This window comes from Nocardia brasiliensis IFM 10847 (assembly GCF_000710915.1).
Lineage (GTDB): Bacteria > Actinomycetota > Actinomycetes > Mycobacteriales > Mycobacteriaceae > Nocardia > Nocardia brasiliensis_A.
Genome location: NZ_BAUA01000161.1, coordinates 1 through 16,092 on the forward strand (window position 1 = coordinate 1; position 16,092 = coordinate 16,092).

A 16,092-nucleotide genomic window follows, 5' to 3' on the forward strand; every position below is an offset into this window, starting at 1 on the left:
CCTGGACTGGCTCGCCGACCGGCTGGCCGGGCAACCGGTGAGCGACGAGGGCGACAGCACGGTGTGGTCGGTCGCCGCGTCGCCGGCGGCGGCGCGCGGACTGCTGGAGATGATGGTGACCGCGGCCAAGGTCGCGCTCGGCCGCCCGCTGCGCCAGGAGAGTGCGGCGGCGGCCCCGATCGCCCCCGCGCGCGCCGCCTGACCTCCTGCTCGCCGGCTTGCGCGCAGTCGATTGCCGCACCACTGGCCGGATGCTGGACAATGGACGCCGTGAACGACGCCGCGAACCATACTGCCGAGTCAGTTCCGGGCCCGCCGTCCACAGGATCGGCCCCGACTGAACCCACCCACCCCGTCGGCTCCGCCGTCGGCCGTCCCGTGGACCGTGGCCCCCGGAGCACCACCGGCTCCCGCCTGTACCCACGCGTGACCAGTTTCCGGTCGCGCCGTGGCGCGCTGACCGCGACCCAGCAGCAATCGTGGGACCGCATGTGGCCCACGATCGGGCGCGAGGTGGCCGACGAACCGCTCGACGCCGCCGCCTGGTTCGGCCGCGAAGCTCCCCTGGTCATCGAAATCGGTTGTGGCACCGGCACCGCCACCGCCGCCATGGCACAGGCCGAGCCGCACCTGAACCTGATCGGGATCGAGGTCTATCAGCCCGGCCTGGCGCAACTGGTGCAGCGGATCGAACGCGAGCAGATCCCGAACATCAGGCTGCTGCGTGGCGACGCCGTGGACGTGCTGGAAAACATGGTTGCTGATGAGTCGCTGACGGGCGTCCGCGTTTTCTTTCCGGACCCGTGGCCGAAGGCCCGCCATCACAAACGCCGGCTCTTGCAGCCCGCCACATTCACGTTGATCGCGAATAAATTGAAATCCGGCGGTGTGTTGCATGTCGCGACCGACCATGCCGGCTACGCCGAACATATTGCCGAGGTCGGCGCGCAAGAAGCCCAGCTCAGAGGCTTGAACGAGAGCGCGGGCGGGGTCAGCGCGGACCATCGGGACAGCGCTCCGATCGGCTTCGAAAGGCCCGTCACGAAATTCGAAGGCAAGGCACATCGTGCGGGTAGCGCCATCACGGAGCTCATATGGGGGAAGATCGAATAATGAGTGTCAGTGAGATGGCCCCCGAGGTGGTCGAAGTTGCCGGGGAGGTGCAGGGCACCGGATCCGAGGGTCTCGGTGGCGCGACGCCGGACGTGCGCCGGGTCCTGCTGGTGTGGGACGCCCCGAACCTCGACATGGGTCTCGGAGCCATCCTCGGTGGGCGGCCGACCGCCGCCTACCGGCCCCGGTTCGACGCGCTCGGCCGGTGGCTGCTGGCGCGCACCGCCGAACTGTCCGTCGGCGCGGTGCACCGGGTCGAACCGGAAGCGACCGTCTTCACCAATATCGCCCCCGGCACCGCCGACGTGGTGCGGCCGTGGGTGGAGGCGCTGCGCAACGTCGGCTACGCCGTCTTCGCGAAGCCGAAGATCGACGAGGACTCCGACGTCGACGCGGACATGCTGGCGCACATCGAACTGCGCAGTCGCGGTGCCGGATTGGCCGGCATCATGGTCGCCTCGGCCGACGGACAGGCGTTCCGGGAGCCGCTCGAGGAACTCGCCGCCGCCGGAATCCCTGTTCAGGTACTCGGGTTCCGCGAGCACGCGAGTTGGGCCGTCACATCCGATACCCTCGAGTTCATCGATCTCGAGGACATCCCGGGCGTGTTCCGTGAACCGCTGCCCAGGGTCAGCCTCGACTCGCTGCCCGACGAGGGCGCCTGGCTGCAGCCGTTCCGGCCGCTGTCGGCGCTGCTCACCTCTCGCCCCGCGCAAGGAGTCGCTTAAGTGTTCACACGCTGGGGCGATCTGGTCTACAAACTGCGCTTCGGCGTGGTCGGTGTCGTCGCGGCCGCGCTGTTGGCGCTGGGCGGGTACGGCCTCGGTCTGGGCAGCCACCTCAGCTCCAGCGGGTGGGACGACCCGACGTCGGAATCCTCCCAGGGCGCCAAGATCGCCGATGCGGCGTTCGGCCGCGATCACACCAGCGACGTGATCGTGCTGTACACCGCGCCCGAGGGCAAGACGATCGATGATCCCGAGTTCAAGGCGAAGGTGCTCGACAGCCTGAACAGCCTGCCGAAGAAGTACCCGGAGATCACCAAGGTCAACGGCGCCTACTGGCAGACCGAGACCGGCCCCGCCTCCCCGCTCACCTTCGGTTCGAAGGACAAGAAGTACACGTTCGCGTCGTTGGCCATCAAGGGCGACAACGACACCGAGATGTTGAACAACTTCCGCAAGGTCAAGAACGTCTTCGACGTTCCGGGCGTCACGGTGCAGGTCGCGGGGCTGCAGGCGGTCGCGGGCACGCTGAACGACACCATGGCCGAAGACCAGCACCGGATGGAGATCCTGGCCATCCCCGCGGTCGCGGTACTGCTGTTCTTCATCTTCGGCGGCTTGATCGCGGCCGGGCTGCCGCTGATCGTCGGTGGTCTGACCGTGATCGGCGCGCAGGGCATCGTACTGTTCATCACCAGGTTCACCGAGGTGAATTCGTTCGTCGCGCCGGTCGTTTCGATGATCGGCCTGGGCCTGGCGATCGACTACGGCCTGTTCATCGTGAGCCGGTTCCGCGAGGAACTAGCCGAGGGCTACAGCACCTCCGCCGCGGTCCGCCGGTCGGTGATGACCGCGGGCCGCACCGTCGTGTTCTCCGCGACAATGATCATCGCCAGCCTCGGCGGCATGCTGCTGTTCCCGCAGGGCTTCCTCAAGTCGATCGCCTACGGCTCCATCGCGACGGTCTCGCTCGCCGCGCTGACCTCCATCACCATCCTGCCCGCGATGCTCGGCGTCCTCGGGCCGCGGGTGGACGCGTTGGGGCTCAAGCGGTTCCGCAAGACCAAGACCGCCGAGGAAGTAGAGAACGGCTTCTGGGGCAAGTGCACCCGCTGGGTGATGCGGCATCCGCTCAAGATCGCCATCCCGATCTGCATCCTGCTGCTCCTGCTGATCATCCCGGTGAAGAACCTCGCCTTCGGCGGCATCAACGAGCGGTACCTGCCGCCGGACAACTCGACCCGGCTCGCGCAGGCGAAATTCGACTCGATCTTCCCGCTGCGCAAGTCCGACCCGATCCAGCTGGTGTTCGTCTCGGACAACAGCAACGAGGTCGGCAAGGCGTGGGCCGAAGCCAAGCAGGCCCCCGGGCTCGCGGGCACCTTCGAGGTGCCGTCGCGTTCCAACACCGATCCGAACGTCTACCGCACCAGCGCGACGCTCGCCGACTCGGAGAACGCCGACCCGACGATCGAGTACCTGCGCTCGATCAACGTGCCCGACGGCGTGACCATGTACGTCGGCGGGCAGCCGGTCATCCAGAAGGACAGCATCGACGCGCTGCTCGATCGCATGCCGCTGATGATCGCGTTGGTGCTGTTCGTCACCACGCTGCTGATGTTCCTGACCTTCGGCTCCCTGGTGCTGCCGATCAAGGCCGCGTTGATGAGCGCGCTCGGTCTCGGTTCCACGCTCGGCATCCTGACCTGGATATTCGTCGACGGGCACGGCGCGCGGCTGCTGAACTTCACGCCGCAGCCGATCATGTCGCCGGTGCTCGTGCTGATCATCGCGGTGATCTACGGCCTCTCGACCGACTACGAGGTCTTCCTGCTCTCCCGCATGGTCGAGGCGCGCACCCAAGGCGCGTCCACTACCGAGGCGGTCCGCATCGGTACCGCACAGACCGGGCGGATCATCACCGCGGCCGCCCTGATCCTGCTCGTGGTCACCGGCGCGTTCGCGTTCTCCGACCTGGTGATGATGCAGTACCTCGCGTACGGCATGATCGCCGCGCTCTTCATCGACGCCACCATTCTGCGCATGCTGCTGGTACCCGCCACCATGAAGCTGCTCGGCGACGACTGCTGGTGGGCGCCGGCCTGGATGAAGAAGATCCAGCAGAAGATCGGGCTCGGCGAGCCCATCCTCGACGACGAGCGGCCCGGCGGCGGCGAGGTCGTCGACCTGGTGAAGACCACACCGATCACCGACCCGGTCACCATGCAGATCCCCGCCGTGGCCGACCCCAACAAGCCGCGCAAGCCGCGCAGACCGCGCACGGTGGAGGAGATCGAGGCCGAGGCGCCGACCAAGCACCTCGACAAGATCAAGCCCGTCGCCCCGAAGCCGCCGCAGGCCTCGCCCGCGCCGCCGCCGCTCGACCCGACGCGGCAGCGGCCGATCCCGCCCGCCGGTTTCCTGTCGGACCCGAACATGCCGCGCCCGACCGGATATGCGGCGACCCCGCCGGAACCGATCACGCCGCGGGTCAGCCCGCCGACCACGAGCAGACCGGATTCGGCTGCGGCACGCCCGTTTTCGTCCATCCCGCACGACCCCACCGGCCCCCGGCCCACGCCGCCACCGGCGCCCCGGACGGAAACGTCCGCCGGCGCCCCGTTCTCGGCGTTCGAGTCCCCCGCGGCGAACACCTTCGAGCCGCCCGCCCCGGCCCCCTTCGAGCCACCGGCCGCGACCCCGGAGGGCGCCCGGCGTCCCGAGGCGAAATTCGAGCCGACGCAGCCCACGCCGTCCGTAGCACCCTTCGCCGGCGCGGACCCGCGGCCGTCCATGCCGCTGCCCAGGTTCGTCGATCGCAATGCGACACCGGATGATTCGGCCGATCGGTCGGCCCAGCACGGAGCGCCGGAGGTCGCGGCCGAACCCGACGATCCGAACCGCAACAGCATCGAGAACTGGATGGCCGAACTGCGCTCCTCACGGCGCGGCGGTAAGGCGCCCGGCAAAGCCGAGGAGGGCCGTCATTCCGGTGGCGACGGCCGCACCGTCAGCGTGAACGAACTGTTGCGCCGCCGCGACACCGAATAGCGACACCCGAAAGAACCGCCCCCGCGCCGTATCTCGGTGCGGGGGCGGTTCTTTTCGGCCGGTCAGTCCGCCGACGGCGGCGTGGCCGCGGCCTCCGCGAAGGCCCGTGCGTACCTGGTGCCGACGACCAGGAGCAGGACGCCCACCACGAGGAAGGCCGCCACCCGCACCAAACCGTCCAAAGTAGCCAGGTCGAACAGGAACAGCTTGGCCAGTGCGGCGACGGTGACCAGCAGACCGGAACCGAGAGCGAGTTTCGCTACGGCGGAAGCTTTTCCGAGGTTGCGCAGCCCGTAGAACAGGGACGCGGTCGCGCCCGCCATCCACAGGATCGTCGCCGCGCTGTGCCCGATCACGAAGCCGTCGTCCGCGCCGGTCGCGACGGCGATCGACACCGCCGCGGCGGTCACCGAATACAGTCCCGCGATACCGGCCACGATCCACTGCAACTCGGCGGTGTTCCGCAGGGCCGGTACGGTGCGCGCGCACCACACCCCCACCGCCACGACGGCCATCAAGAGCACCGCGGCGAGCGCCGTCGCGAAGTTCAGGCTCTGCTCCGAGCGATGCTGCGCGGCAAGAATTTCCGGGCTCGCGATGTTCAGGAACGCGAGGGCGCCCAGCGCCGCGAAGGCGGCGCCGAGACCGGCCGCGACACCACAGCGGCGCTGTCCGGCCACACCGAGGAAGCCCAGTGCCACCAGGAACCACGCGATCGGCAAGGTGCGGGCATCGGTGACGGCGACGCAGACCTCCAGTAGTGCGATCGATCCGGCGATCGCCGCGACCGTTGCGGTGTGACCCGGAATCTGCACCAGCGCCGCGTTTTTCGGCACCCGGGCGGTGGCCGCAACGAGGAGCAGCACCGTCGCGCAGACCGCGGCGATCAGCGTCGCGATCGGACGATCGAACTTGTACATCCCCGGCGCGGTCAGCAGCGGGACGGTCGCGATGGCGAGCGTCAGCGAGGCGGTGATATCGGTCGGCCGCCGCCGGACCACCAGGATGGTCCCGGCCAGCCCGACCGCCGCCACCGCCACCGCCACGACCAGCAGGCGCAGCCGATCGTCGGACGTGTCGAGCAACGCACCGGCGACGGCGACGAACGTGGCCAGCGCCGCGGGCAGCGTCCGCACCACGTGCAGATACGGCCAGTCCCGCAGCATCTGCACCGGCAGGCAGGCCAGCTGCAACACGATCAAGAAGGCGAGCAGCACCAGTTCGGTGGTCAACACGGGTGACAGCACCGCGGCGCCGAGTACCACCAGGACCGCCAGCGGCTGCGACTGCCACCGCATCGCCAATGCCACCCCGATGGCGGCGACGCCGAGTGCCACCGCGAACCCGAGCACCGGGTGCAGCCAGTGATAGATCGCGGTCACCGCGACGACATCGAGGTACGCGCCCGCGATACCGGTGGCCGCCAACGCGATACCGCCGACCCGGCCACCCGGCCGATCGAACACCCGCATGCCCGCCGCCACCAGCGCGGCCGAGAACGCCGCGCCCGCAACCACTCTGGGCACCGGGCCGAAGAACCCGGCCTGCGCGGCCAGCACCAGCAGCATCACCACGCCGATCAACGTGACGCCCACCCCCGCCACCGCCAGCAGCTTGCTGATCAACCCGTCCCGCTGCCACCACGGCGTATGCGGCACCGGCGGCCCGGCCCGCGGCGGCACCGGCGGCCGCATCCCCGGACCGGGCATCCCGCGCACCGGCATCGGCGGACGCCCACCCCAACCTGCCCCACCCTGCGGACCGTACATCGGCCCGTACGGCGGCGGCATCGCCCCGGAACCTGCTGCCGCCCAAGCCCCTTCAGGCCTCGCCGGAACATTCGGCAGCTGCGCTGCCGTCGGCGCGACCGCGGCGGCGCCCGCCTGGGCACCCAGACCCGGCGCACCGGCAGCTGAGGCGGAAGCCGTGCTCGGATGCGCCGAACCAGCTCCCGGAACCCGATCCGGTGCCGGACCCACCGCCGCGCCGGGTGTCGCGCCCGCTGCGGCAGTAGACACCGCCGACGTATCCGCGCCATGCGCAGTCGTACCGGCCGCTACGCCAGGAGCTCGACCTGCCGCGAAGTCCTGTCCATGTGCCGTCGCCGCAGCGCCGGGAACCTGCCCCGGCCAGGCAGCCGGCACCGCACCCGGAGTCGCTGCCGACGCGGGCGGTACCCGGCCCGCTTCCGGCGCGGTCGCAGTTGCGGCAGCCGCCGCGGGCGAGTCCCGTTCGGGGTCTGAAACCCCCTGCGCCCCAGCAGAACCTGTCACTACCTGAGTACGCAACAGCTCCAGGTCCCGCCCGAGCACACCCATCTGCGTCCCCAACGCAGCGAATTCCCCCGAAAGGCGCGAGATCAGCGCCGGATCGATAGATGTGGTCATGCACCCATGCTGACCCCCACCCGCCCCCGAAACATGAGTAGTAACCCCTGCTGACCACCCGAGATCTACCCGACCCGAACCCGCCTGCCGGGACTACCGACCTTTACCCCACCGCGTCGGGTGCAGGATTTGTGCGTTCCGGCGGCTGCCGGGTGGAAGTTTTTCGTGTGGTGATGTCCGAGACGAGCGGAAAAGCGCGGCGACTCGGCTAGGCGGCGACTTCGTAGGGGACTGGCTCGAATACTCGGTGTCTGCTCGTAAATCGAGGAAGGACAACAACATTGAGTGAGACGACGGCGGGCGACGGGGTTACGGTGTCGGCGGGGTTCGTACCGGTGATCGATCTGTCGGACCGGCACAGCGCCGACAGACGTGGGGACATCGCGCGGGCGATCGGACAAGCCTGTGCGAGTTCGGGATTCTTCACCATCGTGGGGCATGGGGTTCCGGCGGAGCTCGTGGCACGGATGTGCGCGACGAACAGGGAGTTCTTCGAGCTGCCCGATGCGCTGAAGGATTCGGTCGCGCATCGGCCCGGGGTGTCCGGCTTCCGGCGGCTGGCGGGTGCGACCGCGCACAGCCTGGACCAGCAGTCACCACCGGACCTGTGCGAAGTCTTCTCGGCGCATGTGACGGGTGATTTGAGCGAGGAGGAACGCGCGGGTCTCGGCGACTATTGGGCGTCCTGGAAATTGGCCAATATCTGGCCCGCCGTGCCCGCGAATTTCGCGGACACCTGGCATGAATACATGGCGGCCCTCACTGGTTTGGCGGCCGATCTCATGCGATTGTTCGCTCTGGCACTGGAATTGCCGGAAAATTTCTTCGACGACATCTTCGCTCGCCACGTCTCGTCGGTGGCCGTCAACTACTACTTCCCGCAACGCGCAGCGCCGCTGCCCGGACAGTTGCGCCGGGGCGCGCACACCGATTGGGGCAGTCTCACGATCCTCTATCAAGACACCGCCGTCGGCGGGCTTCAGGTGCGCCACGGTGACGGCGAATGGCAGGACGTCCCGGCTGTGCCCGGCGGCTTCATCGTCAACATCGGCGATCTGATGGCCCTGTGGACGGCGAACCGCTGGGTCTCCACCCTGCACCGGGTGGTCAACCCGCCGCAGGGGACGATGTTCTCGCGCCTGTCGATCCCGTTCTTCTATCTCCCCGACCACGACGCGTCGATTGATCCGATCGGCGCCTTCGCCGACCGGGACGCGCCGCAGCGGTTCGGTGCCGACACTGCCGGGCAATGGATCTCACGGAAGATGCAGAAGACGTTCGCGGCCGACCCGCAGCACTATCGCGCGGCCGACTAGGACCCTTGCCTGCGTCAGCCGACCCCGGTGCGGATCTGTGGCTACGGGGGCCGGTCTCGGGCAGACGGTCAGGAGTGGCGGATGGTCACCCGCTGAACGGCCTCGAGCACCGCGGCGCGCGGCGGCATCCGGAGCACACCGGGTGCCGGTTCGCCTGCCCAATGCCAGCCGCGCGCGCTATCACCGGTGGGCACCATGATGTGGTGCCCACCGGGCAGCACGGTGACCTGGTGGTCGGCCAGGTATCGGCGCACCGGCACTTCGACGGGACGGGCCGGGCTCGGCGGTGCGACGAGAAAGATCCAGGTGTGTTCGCCGGGATCGGCGATCACGGGCGCCGCGTAGGTGCGCTCGAGCGCGGCGAGCACGGTGCGCCCCAGCTCCGGCGGCATCGCGACGGCGCCGAGGACCGAGCCGGTGGTCACCATCGGTCGTCCGCCGAGTAGTTGCACCGGCAGCCCGTACAAATGGCGCAGCCGCTGCGCGATCTCGTGGGTTGAATGACAACGCTCGGTGTTCGGCACGATGTTCATTGCCGCCGCCCTTTGCTATGAAAGTTGCAGAAAGGCAACGATAATCCACGCGCCGACAAACGAGTCGTACGTAATGTCCCACTTCGGCCGAACACTGTGACTTAGCGTCGTACCCTGAAACCCAGATTTAACAAAGGAATTGGGTCCATGGACGATTCGTCGATCGGCGTCCGCATCCGCATGTTCCGCGGCCGGGCGCTCACTCAGCGCCAGCTGGCGGATCAGGCCGGGGTCAGCGTCGACCTGGTGCGCAAACTCGAGCAGGGCGGCAGGCAGACCGCGTCCATCGCCAGCCTGCAAAAGCTCGCGCGCGCACTGGATGTGGACATCGCCGACCTCATCGGCAAGCGCGCGGGGGTGCCGTCCGGCGACCCGGATTCCGGCATCGTCGCGATCCGCCGCGCCTTGACCCCGGTCGACGACCTGCTCGGGGTGACCGAGGAGCAGGACTCGGTCAGCCTCGAGGACGGGCGGCGCGCGGTCGATTACGCATGGGGCGCGTACTGGGCCGGCCGCTACGAGCTGCTCACCTCGGTGCTGCCGACCGGGATCACCCAGCTGCGCGCGACCGTGCACGCCGCGCGCAACGGCTCGGTCTCGGTCGCGAACGAGCTACTGGCGCGGATGTATTGGGTGACCGGCTGCACGCTCGTGCACCTCGGACAGACCGATCCGGCGTTCCTGGCGATCCGGCAGGCGCTGGTGGCGGCGGCCGCGGGCGAGGACCCGCTGCTACTCGGCACCATCCGCGGCTCGGTCGCCTGGCAACTGCTGGTGCAGGGCCGCTACGCGGAGTCCCGGGGTGTCGCGCTGCACGCGGCGGCTGAGCTGGAGCCGACAGGTGATGTCCCGCTCGCACATCTGTCCGCCTACGGTTCGCTGGTGCTGCAGGGCGCGACCGCCGCGGGCCGGGCCCAGGCCGTGCCCGAAGCGCTGGCGCTGGTCCAGGCCGCACACGAGGTCGCGCAGCGGATCGGCAGTGACCGCACGGACTACGAAACCTATTTCGGCCCAGCGCAAATCGTCATGCAGACGGTCGATGTGCAGGTCTCGTCCGAGCGTTATCCGGAGGCGCTGGCCGCCGCGCGGGAGATGCCCGCCAACGGCGGCCTGCCGCAGTCCTCGCGCGCCCGCCACCTCACCGATACCGCGGTCGCCCTGACCCGCACCGGCCAGCATCAGCGCGCGCTCGGCGCCCTGCTCACCGCGGAACGGGTGGGCGGCACCGACTGGCTCAAATACCAGTCGCTGCCCCGCCACATCGTGGCCGAGCTGCTCGACCACGACCGCCGAGTCCCGTTGCGCGCCTTCGCCCGTCGCATCGGCGTGCATACCTGAGCCGACGCCGATCGAATTGCTCAGTGGCCCATCATGCGACGCCAGTGCGCCATGAAGGTGTGCTTGGCGGTGAGCGAACCGAAGCGGATCCGCCCGCGGACCACGACGTGCAGCGGTCCGATGGGCGGGCCGGTGCGCACCTTGTTGTTGACGCTGGAGCCGATCAGATCCACCTCGTTGAGGTCGACGGTGGCCTCGCGCGGCACGATGAGGGTGAGCGAACTGCAGAAATCGTCCACGTTCACCTCGACCACCTGGGTCGACATGATCGCCTCGGTGAAGTCGAGGGTGACGCCGGAGAGCCAGTTGTTGAGGTGCAGGGTCGGCGCGACCTGCCACGGCCCGCGCCGGTTCACCCCGGACAGCCTGCTGCGGATCACGCTGCCGTTGCCGGTGACCGGGCTGATCGGCGGTGGCGCCGGGCGGTGCTTCACGAACGAGGGCGTGGTGTTGACGAAGGTGGAGGGCGGCGCGGTGGGCTGACCGACCAGCCGGACCCCCGGCAGGTCGATGAGCACGGCGTTCAGCTCACCGCGGGTTTTCGCGGCGAGCGCGGTGTCCATCCGCTCGGTGAACTCGCCGAGCGAGAGCATGCCGAGCCCGACGGCACGTTGCAGCAGTTGCCCGACGTGCTCGCGCTCGGCGTCGGACACGCGTAGATCCCGGTCACCGATCGCGTCACCGGGGCCGACGCCGTGGGATGTCGATTCGGGTCCGCCCATGGTTTCGAGATTACCGATTCACCGGCTCCGGCGTATCAGGGCGATCCCGGATTCGGCAGGGGGTTTCGTACCTCCGCCGGACTACTCCAGTCCCTGCTCGATCGCATAGCGGGTCAATTCCACCCGATTGGCCAGCTGCAGCTTGCGCAGCGTGGCCTGCACGTGGTTCTCCACGGTGCGATGACTCAGGTTGAGCCGGGACGCGATCTGCTTGGCGGACAACCCCTTCGCCACCATGCGCAGCACCTCGGTCTCGCGTTCGGTCAGCGCGGGACGGTGCGGCTCGTCGGGCGCGGCGGGTGCCGTCGCCATCCGCCGATATTCGCCGAGCACCAGCCCGGCGAGACCGGGGGTGAACACCGGCTGCCCGGCCGCGGTCGCGCGCACCGCCTCGATCAGCTCCGCCACCGACGCGCTCTTCACCAGATACCCCGAGGCCCCGGCCTTGATCGCGTCGAGCACGTCGTCGCGTTCGGCCGAGGCGGAGAGCACGAGCACCCGGCTCTGCGGCGAGACGCGCAGCACCTCGGCGGTCGCCTGCGCGCCGTTCCCGTCGGTCAGCTGCATGTCCATCAGCACCACCGCGGGTCGCACCGCCGCAGCCCGCCTGGTGGCACTGCCCACGCCGTCCGCGGTGGCGACCACCTCGAACCCGGCCTCGGTGAGGTCGCGCGACACCCCGTCGCGCCACATCGGGTGATCGTCCACCACCATCACCGAAATCGCTTCGGTGCCAGCACTGTCGGTCATAGTCCGCTCCTCGGTACCCGGAATTCCCATTCGGTGCCGAAGCCGACGCCGCCGTCGATTTCGGTGAGCAGATCGGCGGTACCGCCCAGGGCGGCGATCCGTCCGACAATCGACCGGGAAACGCCCAGTCGCCCTTCGGCTTCCGCTTCGGCGAGCCGACCGGGTGCGATGCCGACGCCGTCGTCGCGCACCGAGATCACCAGTTCGTCGCCGGTGTCTTCCAGCAGCACATACGTTTTCGCGTCCGGTCCGGCATGCAGTTCGGCATTGGACAGCGCGTTGGCGACGGCAGCCGCGATCTCGCCCGCCGCCCACCGCCCGATCAGCACCGGATCGCCGGGAGTGGAGACGAACACGGCCGGCTTCGCGTGCACGGTGAGCAGCGGTCGCAGGTCGACCTCGGCACCGCCGGAATCGCCTCGATCAGCCTGTTCGCTGATCAGGACCCGCAGCGCCACTTCCTGTTCCCCGGCCCGCTGCGCCAGTTCCGCGGTGGCACCGCCGATCTCGGTACCGCGCCGCTTGATATAGCTGAGCACCTGCAGCACGCCGTCGTGCACCTCACGCGAAAGTCGTTCGCGCTCTTCGGCGGCGGCGGTCAGCCGGACGGCGCGTTCGAGCTGGTCCTGCGAGCGGCGCGCGGTGTTCGCCGCCAGGCCGAGGGCCAGGCCGACCGAGACCAGCACCGGCACCGTCGCATCGGTCCACACGTCCTGTCCCCACTGGTCGCGCACGGTCAGCGCCGCCGAGGCGATCAGCGCGCCGGACAGCACGCCCGCGATCGGCCCGCGCAGGATCGCCGCCCCGATCACCGCGTTGGCGGCCCAGAGCGTGGTCGGCAGCGTCTGATGCCCGTGATACCAGTCGTAGTCGGCGACCAGGCGGGTCGCGGCCATCAGCGCGATCACGACGACGTGGTCGCCGAGCACCACCCAGCCGCGCAGCCGGTGCACCTCGGGAAACTGCCACTGCGACAGCATGATCGCCGACGCACCCGACCAGACCGCCATCAGCGCGATGAGCACCCAGCTCAACCGCTGATTCTGGTAGTAGGGCACCGAGGCGACCTGCTGACCGACCGCGTACAGCAGGGTCACCAACCGCAGCGCCTGCACCGCCCGCCACAGCGGCGTGGTGGCCACGTCGGACGAGCGTGGCTCAGCCCCGCGGCGCGCCATCACCGGATCCCGGCTCTGCGGACCGAGCCTCGGGTGTCTCGTCCGCGGCCTTGGTCAGGGTCGCCGCCACGTCGAAGCGGTCCGGGTCCGGCTCGTCGGGTTCGACCTCCCCGGTTTGCAGGTCCTCGAACAGTTCTTCCGGGGTATCCGCGAGCAGCGAGCGGATGGCCGTGTTCATCACCGCGACGAACGGCACCGCGAGCAGACCGCCCGCGATCCCGCCGAGCACCACGCCCGCCGTGATCGCCAGCACCACCGCCAGCGGATGGATGCTCACCGCCCGGCCGAGCAGCAGCGGTTGCAGCACATGGCCTTCCAGCTGCATCACCGCGATGATGATGCCGAGCACGATCAACGAGGTGATCAGCCCCTTGGTCACCAGTGCGATGAACACCGCGACGAAACCGGCGACGAAGGCGCCGATGATCGGGATGAACGCGCCGATGAACACCAGTGACGCCAGCGGAAGCGCCAGCGGCACACCGAGTATGCCGAGCCCGGCGCCGATGCCGATGGCGTCCACCGCGGCCACGGCCACGGTGGCGCGTACGAACCCGACCAGCGTGCCGAAGCCGAGCTGACCGGCGGTGCGCACCCGCTCCCGCTGCGGGGTGGGCACGATCCGGGTGACGAACTGCCAGATCTGATCGCCGCCGTAGAGGAAGAAGATAAGGATGAACAGCGTCAGGAAGATGCCGGTGAGCAGTTCGAAGATGACCGTCGCGGTGGTCAGCGCCCCGCTGGTGAGCCGGTCCTGGTTGGACTGGATGGTCTTGACGATCTGATCGCCGGCATTGCGAATCTGATCGTTGCTCATATGCGGCGGACCGGTGATCAGCCAATCCTGAATCTTGTGGATGCTGTTGGTGAATTCGTCGGACAGCTGCGGCACGCCCGCGATGAACTGTTCCACGACGAAGGTCATGATGCCCGCGACCAGCCCGAGCGAACCGACCAGCGCGACGAACACGCCGACCGAGCGCGGCACCCCCAGCCGCTGCAGCCAATCCACCAGCGGCGCGAGCAGGGCGGCCGCGAGCAGGGCGATGGCCAGCGGAATCACCACCGTCGCCAGTTTCTGGATGACCGCGACCAGCGCCAGCGCGACCGCGAAGAGGATCAGCAGCCGCCAACCCCACTCCGCCGACACCCGGACGATCGGATGCACGGAGTCAGCGGCAGGCCGCGTCAGGGAGGCTTTCCGCTTCGTGTTCGGCTTGGGGTCGGTCACCTCGCCGAGCTTAACGGGCGCAACAGGGCAAAGTCCCGCGTCGAACCGGGGCGGGGCCGGACCGAACCGGGGCCGAGCCCACCGGCCCAACCGCGCCGCAGCGGTGGACGCATGATCGAAACGCTAGATTGTTGGTTGTGTCAGCGCCCTTGGAAGCGGTCAAACAGACCATGCGAACGCGCTGGCCGCTGTACCTGGCATCGATGCTGCTGGCCAACGCCTTCGGCGCGGTGCTGGTGTGGGCGTTCATCCAGTACGGCCTCCCGGTCCCCGAAGACGCGCAGAGCGGTGCCAGGCATACCGGCCTGGTGATTCCCGGTCTGGTGTTCATCACCGGCGGCGTGCTCAGCGCGGCCGCGTCCGCGCTGATGCTGCGCCCGGTGATGCGCTGGCAGATGCGCGGCGGACCACCGAGCAGGCAGGAACAGATGGCCGCGCTGCACGCGCCGCTGCGCCAGGCGATCCTGCATCTGGCGCTGTGGCTGATCGGCGGCGCGATCCTGGCGGCTCTGATCATTTCCGAAGAGCCCAAGCTGGCGGGCGCGGTGATCGTCACCGAATGTATGGCCGCCACCATCGTGTTCGGTTTCACCTACATGCTCGGCGAGCGGATCCTGCGCCCCGTCGCCGCCGAGGCGCTGACCGCGGGCACCTTCGATCACACCCTGACCCCTGGCGTCGGCACCCGGATGGCCATGACCTGGGGCATGGGCACCTTCGCTCCCACCATCGCCATCGTGCTGCTGTGTATCACGCAGATCTCCTCGGACGTGAAATTCTCCGCCCAATCGCTGGCGATCTCCATCCTGCTGCTCTGCGGTGTGGTCATCCTGCAGGCGCTCGCGCTCTCGATGCTCACCGGCTCCAGCATCTCCGATCCGGTACGCCAGCTCAGCCAGGCCATCGACCGGGTGCAGGAGGGCGCGCGCGACGTACAGGTCGAGGTCTTCGACGGCAGCGAGATCGGCCTGCTGCAGGTGGGCTTCAACCGGATGATGGAGGAGGCGGCCAAACGCCGCCAGTTGCAAGAGCTGTTCGGCCAGCACGTCGGCGAGGAGGTGGCGCAGCGCGCGCTCGACTACGGCACCGAGCTCGGCGGCGAGACCCGGTTCGTGGCGGTGCTGTTCGTCGATATGGTCGGCTCCACCGCGACCGCCGCCGAGCGACCGCCCACCGAGGTGGTGAGCCTGCTCAACGAATTCTTCCGGATCGTGGTCGATGTGATCGACCGGCACAACGGGTTCGTCAACAAGTTCGTCGGCGATGCCGCGCTGGCCATCTTCGGCGCGCCACTGGACCGCCCGGACGCGCCGACCGCGGCGCTGGCCGCGGCCCGGGAACTGCGCGAAGTCCTGCGCGAGGTGCCCGGCCTCGATATCGGGATCGGGGTATCGGCCGGACTGGCCGTCGCCGGAAATATCGGCGCGGCAAATCGTTTCGAATACACGGTGATCGGCGATCCGGTCAACGAGGCCTCCCGGCTGACCGAGCTCGCCAAAGATCAGCCGGGGCGCACCTTGGCCTCGGGCAGCGCGCTGTATTTCGCCGATGAAAGCGAGCAGGACAAATGGGAAACCGGCGAAGAAGTACAACTGCGCGGCCGGCGTCGAAAAACCATGCTCGCCTGGCCGAAAGAAAACTTCGATGTCGCCCGGGCCGGATCGGAAGTCCAGGGCCATGCGGTCGACACGCAGGTCGCCACCTAGCCGACCACGCGGTAGACCGATGAAACACCAGCGTTCCCGAGT

12 protein-coding genes and 1 pseudogene are annotated in these 16,092 nt (G+C 68.9%); 7 read left to right on the forward strand and 6 right to left on the reverse strand.

Features of this window, described 5'->3' with window-relative positions:
* From NBRGI_RS44450 to NBRGI_RS31135, 4 genes and pseudogenes are all read left to right on the forward strand, one after another.
* Nucleotides 1-202, forward strand: a pseudogene (locus tag NBRGI_RS44450) (lipase family protein); the annotation flags it as partial.
* Nucleotides 203-261: 59 nt separating this feature from the next.
* Nucleotides 262-1,113: a tRNA (guanosine(46)-N7)-methyltransferase TrmB gene (trmB, locus tag NBRGI_RS31125; protein WP_029900755.1), complete on the forward strand. Its 852-nt coding sequence runs from the start codon at nucleotides 262-264 to the stop codon at nucleotides 1,111-1,113.
* Entirely contained in the window at nucleotides 1,113-1,841 is a 729-nt protein-coding gene (locus tag NBRGI_RS31130; protein ID WP_029900756.1) for an NYN domain-containing protein, read from the forward strand. The genes trmB and NBRGI_RS31130 overlap by 1 nt, the downstream gene beginning before the upstream one ends.
* On the forward strand, nucleotides 1,842-4,889 hold the full coding sequence (locus tag NBRGI_RS31135; RefSeq protein ID WP_029900757.1) for an MMPL family transporter: 3,048 nt from the start codon (nucleotides 1,842-1,844) through the stop codon (nucleotides 4,887-4,889).
* Nucleotides 4,890-4,951: 62 nt separating this feature from the next.
* On the opposite strand, the gene NBRGI_RS31140 is transcribed toward NBRGI_RS31135, so the two are convergent.
* Nucleotides 4,952-6,679 carry a DUF2339 domain-containing protein gene (locus NBRGI_RS31140; RefSeq protein ID WP_029900758.1) on the reverse strand — a complete coding sequence of 576 codons (1,728 nt, stop codon included), beginning with the start codon at nucleotides 6,677-6,679 and terminating at the stop codon, nucleotides 4,952-4,954.
* 878 nt (nucleotides 6,680-7,557) lie between these two features.
* On the opposite strand from NBRGI_RS31140, the gene NBRGI_RS31145 reads away from it, so the two are divergent.
* Entirely contained in the window at nucleotides 7,558-8,592 is a 1,035-nt protein-coding gene (locus tag NBRGI_RS31145; RefSeq protein ID WP_051728171.1) for an isopenicillin N synthase family dioxygenase, read from the forward strand.
* 68 nt (nucleotides 8,593-8,660) lie between these two features.
* On the opposite strand, the gene NBRGI_RS31150 is transcribed toward NBRGI_RS31145, so the two are convergent.
* Nucleotides 8,661-9,125 (reverse strand): hypothetical protein, encoded by a 465-nt coding sequence (locus tag NBRGI_RS31150; protein ID WP_029900760.1) that lies wholly within the window; start codon nucleotides 9,123-9,125, stop codon nucleotides 8,661-8,663.
* A gap of 147 nt (nucleotides 9,126-9,272) precedes the next feature.
* On the opposite strand from NBRGI_RS31150, the gene NBRGI_RS31155 reads away from it, so the two are divergent.
* A complete protein-coding gene (locus tag NBRGI_RS31155) occupies nucleotides 9,273-10,463 on the forward strand; it encodes a helix-turn-helix domain-containing protein (RefSeq protein WP_029900761.1) in 1,191 nt (396 codons plus the stop codon).
* A 20-nt stretch (nucleotides 10,464-10,483) separates the two neighbouring features.
* Here NBRGI_RS31155 and NBRGI_RS31160 read toward each other — a convergent pair whose 3' ends face one another.
* The 4 genes from NBRGI_RS31160 to NBRGI_RS31175 form a co-directional block, all read right to left on the reverse strand.
* The gene (locus NBRGI_RS31160; RefSeq protein WP_014988963.1) at nucleotides 10,484-11,185 is read right to left on the reverse strand and encodes a DUF1707 SHOCT-like domain-containing protein; all 702 of its coding nucleotides are present in this window, start codon (nucleotides 11,183-11,185) and stop codon (nucleotides 10,484-10,486) included.
* A gap of 81 nt (nucleotides 11,186-11,266) precedes the next feature.
* On the reverse strand, nucleotides 11,267-11,935 hold the full coding sequence (locus NBRGI_RS31165) for a response regulator (protein WP_029900763.1): 669 nt from the start codon (nucleotides 11,933-11,935) through the stop codon (nucleotides 11,267-11,269).
* A complete protein-coding gene (gene macS / locus NBRGI_RS31170) occupies nucleotides 11,932-13,113 on the reverse strand; it encodes a MacS family sensor histidine kinase (protein WP_029900764.1) in 1,182 nt (393 codons plus the stop codon). The genes NBRGI_RS31165 and macS overlap by 4 nt, the downstream gene beginning before the upstream one ends.
* Nucleotides 13,094-14,305, reverse strand: a complete 1,212-nt coding sequence (locus NBRGI_RS31175) for an AI-2E family transporter (protein ID WP_370627874.1) — start codon at nucleotides 14,303-14,305, stop codon at nucleotides 13,094-13,096. Before NBRGI_RS31175 ends, macS begins: the two co-directional genes overlap by 20 nt.
* Nucleotides 14,306-14,514: 209 nt before the next feature.
* Between NBRGI_RS31175 and NBRGI_RS31180 the strand changes: the two genes are divergently transcribed.
* Nucleotides 14,515-16,050: an adenylate/guanylate cyclase domain-containing protein gene (locus tag NBRGI_RS31180; RefSeq protein ID WP_051728179.1), complete on the forward strand. Its 1,536-nt coding sequence runs from the start codon at nucleotides 14,515-14,517 to the stop codon at nucleotides 16,048-16,050.
* The last annotated feature ends 42 nt before the right edge of the window (nucleotides 16,051-16,092 follow it).